General features: G+C 69.7%; 9 protein-coding genes. 6 read left to right on the top strand and 3 right to left on the bottom strand.

The features are described from left to right. Nucleotides 1-69 precede the first annotated feature (69 nt). Together ACFV0T_RS10675 and ACFV0T_RS10670 are read right to left on the bottom strand one after the other, a co-directional pair. Nucleotides 70-1,419, bottom strand: a complete 1,350-nt coding sequence (locus tag ACFV0T_RS10675) for a polysialyltransferase family glycosyltransferase (RefSeq protein ID WP_385776664.1) — start codon at nucleotides 1,417-1,419, stop codon at nucleotides 70-72. Continuing rightward, nucleotides 1,416-2,402, bottom strand: coding sequence for a glycosyltransferase family 2 protein (locus tag ACFV0T_RS10670; protein ID WP_385776662.1), 987 nt, complete (start codon nucleotides 2,400-2,402; stop codon nucleotides 1,416-1,418). The genes ACFV0T_RS10675 and ACFV0T_RS10670 overlap by 4 nt, the downstream gene beginning before the upstream one ends. A gap of 151 nt (nucleotides 2,403-2,553) precedes the next feature. On the opposite strand from ACFV0T_RS10670, the gene ACFV0T_RS10665 reads away from it, so the two are divergent. The 6 genes from ACFV0T_RS10665 (at nucleotide 2,554) to ACFV0T_RS10640 (ending at nucleotide 8,315) form a co-directional block, all read left to right on the top strand. Then, on the top strand, nucleotides 2,554-3,621 hold the full coding sequence (locus ACFV0T_RS10665) for a helix-turn-helix domain-containing protein (RefSeq protein ID WP_385776660.1): 1,068 nt from the start codon (nucleotides 2,554-2,556) through the stop codon (nucleotides 3,619-3,621). Between the two features lie 160 nt (nucleotides 3,622-3,781). After that, nucleotides 3,782-4,738 (top strand): helix-turn-helix domain-containing protein, encoded by a 957-nt coding sequence (locus tag ACFV0T_RS10660; RefSeq protein ID WP_385776658.1) that lies wholly within the window; start codon nucleotides 3,782-3,784, stop codon nucleotides 4,736-4,738. Between the two features lie 134 nt (nucleotides 4,739-4,872). After that, nucleotides 4,873-5,358 carry an RICIN domain-containing protein gene (locus ACFV0T_RS10655; RefSeq protein WP_385776656.1) on the top strand — a complete coding sequence of 162 codons (486 nt, stop codon included), beginning with the start codon at nucleotides 4,873-4,875 and terminating at the stop codon, nucleotides 5,356-5,358. 151 nt (nucleotides 5,359-5,509) lie between these two features. Further along, entirely contained in the window at nucleotides 5,510-6,004 is a 495-nt protein-coding gene (locus ACFV0T_RS10650) for an RICIN domain-containing protein (protein ID WP_385776654.1), read from the top strand. A 364-nt stretch (nucleotides 6,005-6,368) separates the two neighbouring features. After that, on the top strand, nucleotides 6,369-7,472 hold the full coding sequence (locus ACFV0T_RS10645; protein ID WP_385776652.1) for a S1 family peptidase: 1,104 nt from the start codon (nucleotides 6,369-6,371) through the stop codon (nucleotides 7,470-7,472). Nucleotides 7,473-7,832: 360 nt separating this feature from the next. Further along, a complete protein-coding gene (locus ACFV0T_RS10640) occupies nucleotides 7,833-8,315 on the top strand; it encodes an RICIN domain-containing protein (protein WP_385776650.1) in 483 nt (160 codons plus the stop codon). Between the two features lie 9 nt (nucleotides 8,316-8,324). On the opposite strand, the gene ACFV0T_RS10635 is transcribed toward ACFV0T_RS10640, so the two are convergent. Further along, nucleotides 8,325-8,975, bottom strand: a complete 651-nt coding sequence (locus tag ACFV0T_RS10635; protein WP_385776648.1) for a TetR/AcrR family transcriptional regulator C-terminal domain-containing protein — start codon at nucleotides 8,973-8,975, stop codon at nucleotides 8,325-8,327. Between the last annotated feature and the right edge of the window lie 60 nt (nucleotides 8,976-9,035).

Below are 9,035 nucleotides of genomic sequence, written 5' to 3'. Positions count from 1 at the left end.
GTCCGTGACGGACGGGGCCCGGCCCTTTGTCGTGTCGGTCGGCTCGTGCCGGCCGGCGTCTGCCGCCGGTCAGGACTGGGCGGCCCGGATGCGGCGTACGACCTTGCGTACCGTCGGGTTGCGGCGCAGTGCCTGCGCGCGGACCGGGCTGCCGCCGGGGAGGCGGAGCGTGGTCAGCCGGCGCTTCTTGAAGTAGCGGGTGTGCTCGGTGAGATGGGCGGTGAGCCAGGCGGCCGCCTCGTCGTGCAGGGTGGGGTACTTGCGGGACTGCATGCAGTAGCCCACCGTGCGCACCAGGGGTGCGAGGCGCTCGCTCAGCGCGGCCAGTTCGAGCGGGGCGCCGAGGGTCTCGCGCTCGGCGTCGGGCAGGGCCGCGTCGATGATGGTCAGCGGGACGCGGTTGCTGTTCTCGTACGGCGTGATGCGTTCGAGGAGGAGGTCCGTGCCGACCCGCGCCACGGGGATGCCGTAGAAGGCGGCGGCGGTCATCAGGGCGGTGGAGAAGCAGCCGATGACGAGGTCCGGCTTCAGGTTCGCGAAGACGGTCTCGGCGAGGACGGGGGCGTTGAGGACGGAGAGCGTCACTCCGAGCTCGCCGGCCACCGCCTCCAGCGACCTGCTGTAGACGGCGGGCGCGCTGGGGTGCGGCTTGAACAGGACGTTGTCGTGGCCGGCCCGGGCGGCGGCGCGCAGCATGCGGATGTGCAGCTGCTCTTCCTCGTCCTGGGTGATGAGGTCGATCGCGGAGAGGTACTGGCCGAGCAGCACGGCCGTGGGGCGGTCGCCCGCGGGCAGCCACTCGGCGAGGATCCCGGCGCCTTCCTCACCGATCTGGGCGAGTACGTCGACGATGGCCTCGTTGGGTATCGGCTCGGGCTCGACGCCGTACTCGGACAGCAGCATCGGGCGCAGCCCGGGTATGAGGTCGAGGTGCAGCACCCGGGCGATACGGCTGTTCATGCCGTGCGGGATGCGGTTGCGGGTGGGCCCGTAGCTCATCAGGCCGTCCGCGTACACGTGGATCGGACTGTCGGCGAAGATGTCGGCGACCGCGCGGGACGGGTTGGCCTGGATGGACTCGCAGGCGATCTCGACGTCCTCGTCGCCGAGGTCCCAGGCGAGGCGTACGGCCTTCTCCCACAGCTGGGCGTCCTGGGCGCGGGGCGACCAGCCGGCCGGGTGGTGCGGGGAGATGAACTCGTTCCACGAGCGCACCTCGTCGAACTCGGGGCGCAGCTTCTCGAACCCGGCCATCCGGTCCAGCGGGGTGCCGACCTCGGGCACGGCGGCGGTGTTGCTGACGACCAGGATGCGGCGGTGGGCGGTGCGCGGGCCGAAGAGACCGGCACGGATCGCGGCGGTGACGGTCGCGGCGGCGTACTGCGTGGCCGAGAAGAAGATCTGTGTCGTGCCGCTCATGCCGCGACTCCCTTCATACCGCCGCGTATGCGCCGCAGCGTGTGCACGCGCTCCTCGCCCATACCGACGAGTGCCTCGTTGAGTTCGTCCTCCGTCATCCGCCCGAGCGCCTCGCCGGCCAGCTGCCGCAGCTTGGCGTGCACGCTGCGTTCGAAGCGGCCTCGGTCCAGCAACTGGTGGGCGATGACGACGCAGTAGTTGCGCAGCGCCTTCTTGCGCAGCCTGGCCGCCTCGGGGTCGTCGGCGAGTTCGGCGAGGACGAGGTCGAAGGAGCGGAAGAAGTCCAGCTGGCGGACGTCGCCGATCTGGGTCAGCGAACTGGAGATGCCACGGCGGTAGAAGACCCCGCGCAGGCTGGCGACGGCGTAGGACTCGGCCCTGCGGTGCAGGTCCCAGATCCAGGGCCGGTCCTCGGCGGTGCGCAGTCCGTCGTGGAAGCGCAGCATGCCCCGGTCGAGCAGACGGCGGTGGTAGACACCCGCCCAGGCGTACGGGTAGTCGACCATGGTGGTGTCGTCGACGGGGAGGATCGAGGTGCGCGGGTCGAGCGGGATGTGCCGGCGCCCCTCGGGAGCCCGGTGGATCTGCCGTTCGATACCGAAGACCTGGACGTGGTCGGTGCGCACGAAGTCGACGTCGTGACGCTCGATCCGGTCCACGAGGGCGGTCAGATAGCCCGGGGCCAGCCAGTCGTCGCCGTCCAGGAAGGTCAGGTAACGGCCTTCGGACGCGTCGATGCCGGTGTTGCGCGCGGTGGCCAGGCCGCCGTTCTTCTCGTGCCGGATCACCCTGCTGTTCTTGAGCCGCTTCGTCAGTGCCAGCAGCGCCTCATAGGTCTGGTCCTTGGTCGACCGGTCCTCGACGAACAGAAACTCGAATTCGTCATCGGCGTTGTTGACAAGGCTGGCCACAGTTTCCGGGACGTACGCCTCGATATTGAAACAAGGCACGATCACGGACAGTTTTGGGGGGCGGTGGGGCACGCGAACACCTGGACTCTCTCTGGGGCAGACCTCTGCGACCGTAAGAGATGTTCGATGCCGGACATCAACCTCTTGGCCACCGGAAGGTGAACACGAGGTAGCGACACGACCTCCATTTCCATGGGGCGGCCCCGTCGGCACTTAGGCACGTATGCTCGACGATCAGGTGTTCGATAGATTCGGAGATCTGGGGGAATTCGTGATCAAGACGGTGTTTCGAAGCGGGGCTCTGCCGGCCGCGGAACGACTGGCCGGGTTCGACGACTTCCTGCGCGGAAGCGGCCATCCGATGCGGGTGACATGCACGGACCCAGAAGGGTTACGGGCCACGGCGCGGGCCCTGGACCTCGGGCCGGTGAACGTCGTGGAGCTGACCGCGTCGCCGTCCGTCGTACGGCGCACCACGCGGTCGATCCGCCGCTGCGACCCAGAGCTGTACTCGGTGATCTTTCCCCGCCAGGGCGTCCTCGAGGTGCGGCAGGCGGGCCGAGGCGCGGTACTGAGCGGGCGCGACTTCGCGCTCTGTGACAGTTCGCTGCCCTTCAGCGTGCGGATGGCAGGCCCGGGGACGGCGACGCTGATCTGCGCCCGGGCCCCCCGCGCGCTCCTGCCGCTCCCGGCCAGGCGGGCCGAGCGGCTGCTCGCGACGCGGCTGCCCGGGGGCGACGGGATCGGCGCGCTGCTCACCCAGTTCCTCAGCGATGTGACCACCGACACGGCCCCCCATCCGGCCGCCGACCTCGCCCGACTGAGCGCGGTGGCCCTGGACCTGCTGGCCGCCACCCTCGCGCACCACCTGGACGCCGGCCCACAGGCGGGGGACGACTCCGGCCGACGGTCCCTGCTCCTGCGCATCGACACCTACATCCGCGACCACCTGCCTGAACCGCACCTGTCGCCACGGGCCGTGGCCGCCGCCCACCACATATCCGTCAGCTATCTGCACCGCCTCTTCCGCGCCCGGGACACCACGGTCACCGCGCTCATCCGCCGTCAGCGTCTGGAACGGGCCCACCGCGACCTCACCGATCGACGGTTGTGGGACGTACCGGTCCACCGGATAGCGACCCGGTGGGGCTTCAAGGACCACTCCGCCTTCACGCGCGCCTTCCGCGCCGCCTACGGCATCCCGCCCAGCGACGTGCGGGAACTGGCTCTCGGCCGCCCGGCCGCACCGGTCGGCATGCCGTCACCGGTGGGTTCCGCGCTCAGCGGCTGAGACCTCTCGGCGCTCCAGGCCGAGAGGGGGGACCTCCCAATTCCCCGGGACGCCCACGCACCTCTCGGGCCGGCGCACGGCACCACGTCCCACGGGGTTCACACCGGGGCTTCTCCGGGGGCGGTCGCGCTCCCTCACATACGCGTCAAGTGGAGAGTTCATGGGGGGATTCACAGCCATGCCCGACCGCCGTACCGGCGGACAGCGGGGATACGCAGACGGCACAGACGCCGAAGGCGGCGAAGGCGGCGGAGGCGATCGCCGGGGAGAGCTGCGACGTATGGAGCTCGGCGGCACCTCGGTGTGGTCGGCCACCTGCCGCCGGCTCGTTCTACGCCTGACCGCGCGGCCCGAGCAAGAATCCGCCTGCCGGTGCTACCACGTGACACTTCTCCTGGAGGGGGAAGCGGTCGTCGTCCACGAGGGACGCCGAACGGCCCTCCGGGTGGGCGACTTCTACTGCGACGACGACTCACGGCCGCGTGAGATCCGGACCGGCCCGGTCAGAGCGGTCGGGATCAGCGTCCCGCGGGCACTGCTGCCCCTGCCCCGGGACGAGGCGGACCTGACGCTGGGACGCCGCGCGACGAGCCGGGACGGTGCCGGGGCTCTCCTGGCCCCGTTCCTCATCCAACTCACCCGCGACAGCGACACCTTCATGCCCTCGGACGGACCGCGCCTGGGAACGGTTCTGAACGGACTGGTCGCGGCGCTGTTCGCCCGTGCCGCGCGGTCCGACCCCGCGCCGCCGTCACGCCCCGAGCCGGGGGCCCTGGCCCCGCGCATCACCTATTTCATCCAACGGCACCTGGCGGATCCGGAGTTGAGCCCGCGCTCGATCGCCGCCGCGCACGGCATCTCCCCCAGCTACCTGCACCGGCTCTTCCAGGGCGAGCAGGAGACCGTCGCCGCGCTGATCCGCCGCCAGCGCCTCGAGCGCGCCCGCTACGACCTCGCCGACCCTGCTCAGGGCGGCACGCCCGTCCATGTCATCGCCGCCCGCTGGGGTTTTCCCCGCGCCACGGACTTCACCCGCGTCTTCCGGGCCGCGTACGGGATACCGCCCACCGACTATCGCCACCGGTCCCGCGCCCTCAGTCGACGGATTGCCACATGAGTGTGCTCTGACCGCCAAGGCCTCATCCGTCACAGCTCGACATGCTGATGGCCGGGACGACAGCGGGCCCGGTCCCCGACCCGGGGCCGCCGGCATCCCGTCATCCACCCGCAGCTCTCGCAGAAGAGGTTGTCGTGAAGAAGCTCCGCCTCGCCACCGTCGCCGTCAGCGCGCTGATCGCCGGCGCGGGTCTCCTGGCCCCCACGTCCGCGCAGGCCGCGACGACCTACTGGACGTTCCAGAACGAACGGTTCGGCACCTGTCTGACCGCCGGTGACAGCACCTCGATATACGCCACCGTCTGCCACACCACCTCGGAGTATCAGAACTGGGACTGGATCGGCAGCGGCCACGGCAGCTACCACCAGCTCAAGAACCAGGAAACCGGTCTCTGCCTGATGACCGACAACAAGTCGAGTGTCAACGCCGTCTGGCAGAGCGACTGTGCCACCGGCGCCGCCGGCCAGTGGTGGTACTACGACATCGACTCGTGGTCCCTCTTCAACGAGCTGAACGGAGCGCCGTTCCTGAGGACGAGCGACGTCAAGGACGCGGTGTATTGCACCGACCTGAATCAGGCGACGCCCGCCTACTACGACTGGAACGGCTACCACAACTGACCGGCGGGCCGGCGTACGCCCGGCGGCAGCCGGTGGGCGGTGTTCCGTACGCGGCCCCGAAAGCGCGGGTGAGGTCGGTGGCGCGGGGGCGGTCCGGCACGCGCCGCCGGCCTCCCGTTCTCCACCATCAGCTCTCGTGAAAGAGGTTGCAGTGAGAAAACTCCGTCTTGCGGCGGCCGGTGCGCTCGGCGCTCTCGCCGTCGGTGCCGGACTCGTGTTCCCGGCTTCCGCGCAGGCGGCGCCCACCTACTGGCAGTTCCAGAACGCGCGCTTCGGCACGTGTCTGACCGCGGGAGACAGCGGGACCGCGTTCGCCACGTCGTGCGTCGGCAGCACCCGCCAGCAGTGGGACTGGGTCGGCGACGGTCCCGGCGACTACCTGGAGCTCAAGAACCGGAACACCGGCCTGTGCCTGGTGACCGACAACAGGACGGGCACCAACGCCGTCTGGATGAGCACCTGCGACGGCTCCTCCGGCCAGTGGTGGTACTACAACGGCGAGAACCAGAGCATCATCAACCTGCTGGGCGACAACGCCGGTTGTCTGCTCAGGACGAGCGACGTCAAGGACGCCGTCTACGCCACCGACCCCGACCAGGCCGGCATCGGGGCCACCTATTACCGGTGGGCCGGCACTCACGACTGATACGAGCGAGTCGGTCACGGATCGCGGCCCGGCTGACGAAACCGGGCCGGCGGCCGTCGCCCTCGACGGCATGACCCTCACCGGCACCATCCACCACGCCGTATCGCGTTCGACGTGCGCGCCCGGCTGCCCACGCCCGCCCCGGGCGGCGAAGCCCGAAGGTCAGGGGCCTTGGCGCCCGCGGCTTCGACCGTCGCCGCCACCGGTCGGCTCGTCGCGCCCGCGCACCGTCGCGTCCTGCCCGCACCCGCTCGGCGCCCTGCCGGTCCCGGCACCGGCAGCGGCACCGGCCATCCGAACTCGCCCCGAAGGAACTCCTTTTCGGCGGCACCCGATTCGACAGCAACCGAAGGGTACGGAAAGCATGACCGGGAATACTCTCCCTTCCACCGTCAAGGCTTTGGCGCTCACCTCGCTCGTCGCCGGCCTCATGACCGTCACACCGAGCGTGAGCGCCCGGACACAGGCGGATCAGCCGTCTCATGACGTCCGGGTGGCGGCGGGGCCGAGCGGTGACGCGACCCAGAGAATCGCCGACCGTCTGGGCGACTCCCGCACGGCCGGCGTCTATCTGGACCGCGGGAAGCAGAGATTCGTCGTCACCGTCACCGACAGCGAGGCGGCGGCAGCGGTCGAGAAGGCCGGAGCCATACCCCGGCGGGTGACTTACGACACCGCTCGCCTGGAGTCCGTCAAGAAGCGCCTCGACGCCGGCTTCAGAACCCCGGGGACGATGTGGGGCGTCGACGTCCCGGCCAACCAGGTGGTGGTCAGCGCGGACAGCACGGTCGGCGAGCGAGACCTCGCGGCGCTGAAGAAGTTCGTCGCGCCCTACGGCAAGGCCGTCCGCGTCATACGTACGAGCGGGGAGACCCGGCGGACCGCGGGCGGCATCAACGGCGGCGACTACATCCAGAACGGCGTCGTCTCGTGTTCGTACGGTTTCACCGTACGGAAGAAGTCGGATCCGGACTACAAGGCGATCCTCACCGCGGGACACTGCACCGACACGTCGGGAACCGACTGGTCCAAGTCGGACGGTACGTACATCGGTTACACCACCGGCCACAACCTCGCCGACGGGAACGACTTCGGTCTGATCCGGGCCTACAACGCGGACGTGACGTACTACGGCAACGTCGAAGCCTCGAATGGGGACGCCCAGGACATCACCTACTCGCGCGACAGCAGGGTCCACGAGACCGCCTGCGCCTCCGGCTACAAGAGCAAGTACGCGTGCGGCACGGTGATCTTCAGGAATCAGACCATCAACTGGTCCGACGGCAGCCCGACGTCCACCGGCATGGATGTCGCACAGATCTGCCGCGACCATGGCGACAGCGGTGGACCGCTCTTCGCCGGCGACGCCGCGCTGGGCCTGCTGGTCGGGAGCGACTCCGATGCCTGCCAGAGCTTCTACCAGCCGGTCAACGAGGCCCTGTCCTGGTACGGGATGGAAGTCTTCTGAAACCCGGCCCGGCGGCCGCGCCTCAGCGGCTCCCGTAGCGGGACCCGATCCCCGCGATCACCGGCTCCGGCCTCTCCTCGACGTGCCGGTCACGGCCTTCGAGGATCCCCGCGCCCGTCGCCGGCGGAGCGAGGCCGGCCGGCGGACAGGCGCGGTCGACGACACTCGTGAAGGAGTGAGCCCATGCGTTTCCGTTCCCGCCTCACCAAGCTCGCCGCCTGCGCCGCCACTGCCGTGGGCCTCACCGTGGCCGTGTCCACTTCCCGCAGCCCCGCGCGCCGACCAGGCCGCTCGTGGTCCATGAGCCGCCTCGGAAGACGTATGCCGCGGCGACCAGCAGCGCGCACGAAAGAGGTTGACGTGAAGAAACTCCGACTCGCCGCCATCGGGGCGCTCGTCGCCGGCGCCGGACTCCTGTTCCCGGCCTCCGCCCAAGCGGCGCCCACTTACTGGACATTCACGAACGGCCGTTTCAGCACGTGCCTGACCGCGGGGGACACCGGCACCGCGTTCGCCACGTCGTGTGTCGGCAGCACCCGCCAGCAGTGGGACTGGGTCAGTGACGGCCCCGGCAGCTCCCAGGCGCTCAAGAACCGGAACACCGGTCTGTGCCTGATGACCGACAACAAGACGAACACCAACGCCGTCTGGATGAGCACCTGCAACGGTTCCGCCGGCCAGTGGTGGTACTACGACGCCGCCACCCGGTGCCTGAACAACATCCTCGGCGGGGAGGGCGACGGGTACCTGCGGACGGACGAAGTCGTCCGGGACGCGGTCTACGCCACCGATTTCGGCCAGACGGACGACTCCTACTTCCATTGGTTCGGCACCCACGACTGACCCCCGGACTCACCCGATCCCGAACCGGGCCCCGACGCCCGTCACGAGCACGGCCAGCCCTTCCTCGAAGTGCCGGTCGTAGTCCTCGAACATCAACGCGCCCGCCTGTGCCGACAAGGGAAAGTCGGCCAACAGGCGGGCGCGTTCCGTCATGTCGTAGCCCTCGCGGCGCTCGCCCGGCCGAGGCTCGACGCCTTGTTCCTCGGTGACGAACCCGATGGTGTACAGGTACATGGTGGACAGGGCGCGGGCGGCCTGGGCGAGGGTGAAGCCCGCCGCCGTGAACAGCCGCAGACTGTCCTCCATCTGCTCGGCGTGCTCGATGCCGGTGAAGCGCGAGCCGCTGTACACCTTCGCTCCGTCGCGATAGCCGAGCAGAGCGGCGCGCAGGCCTCGGGCGGACTTGAGCATCCGCTCCCGCCAGGTGTCGTCGGGGTCGAGGAACGCCCCCGCGACCATCCGGCGGTACATCTCCGTCGCCATCTCGTCCAGCAGCGCCTGCTTGTCCTTGAAGTGCCAGTACAGGGCCGGCGCCTTGACATCCAGCTCCTTGGCGATGGCCCGCAGCGTCAGCCCCTCCAGGCCCACCTCGTTCAGGAGCTTCAGGGCGGTGTCCGCCACCCGTGCGCGGTCGAGGGGGGCGCGTCGTTCCGTACTCACGCTGCACAGCTTGACACCTTAACAGCGTTAAGGCACTCTCCCGACAGTGGAACTTAACAA

It is taken from the genome of Streptomyces sp. NPDC059582 (assembly GCF_042735715.1).
Classification (GTDB): Bacteria; Actinomycetota; Actinomycetes; order Streptomycetales; family Streptomycetaceae; genus Streptomyces.
The sequence above is the reverse complement of the archived record's forward strand: the minus strand, read 5'-3'. Positions and strand labels throughout refer to the sequence as shown.

Coding starts and splice junctions, on each gene's coding strand:
- ACFV0T_RS10665 (WP_385776660.1), top strand. CDS start 2,554: ATGCTCGACGATCAGGTGTTCGATAGATTCGGAGATCTGGGGGAATTC.
- ACFV0T_RS10645 (WP_385776652.1), top strand. CDS start 6,369: ATGACCGGGAATACTCTCCCTTCCACCGTCAAGGCTTTGGCGCTCACC.
- ACFV0T_RS10675 (WP_385776664.1), bottom strand. CDS start 1,419: ATGAGCGGCACGACACAGATCTTCTTCTCGGCCACGCAGTACGCCGCC.
- ACFV0T_RS10660 (WP_385776658.1), top strand. CDS start 3,782: ATGGGGGGATTCACAGCCATGCCCGACCGCCGTACCGGCGGACAGCGG.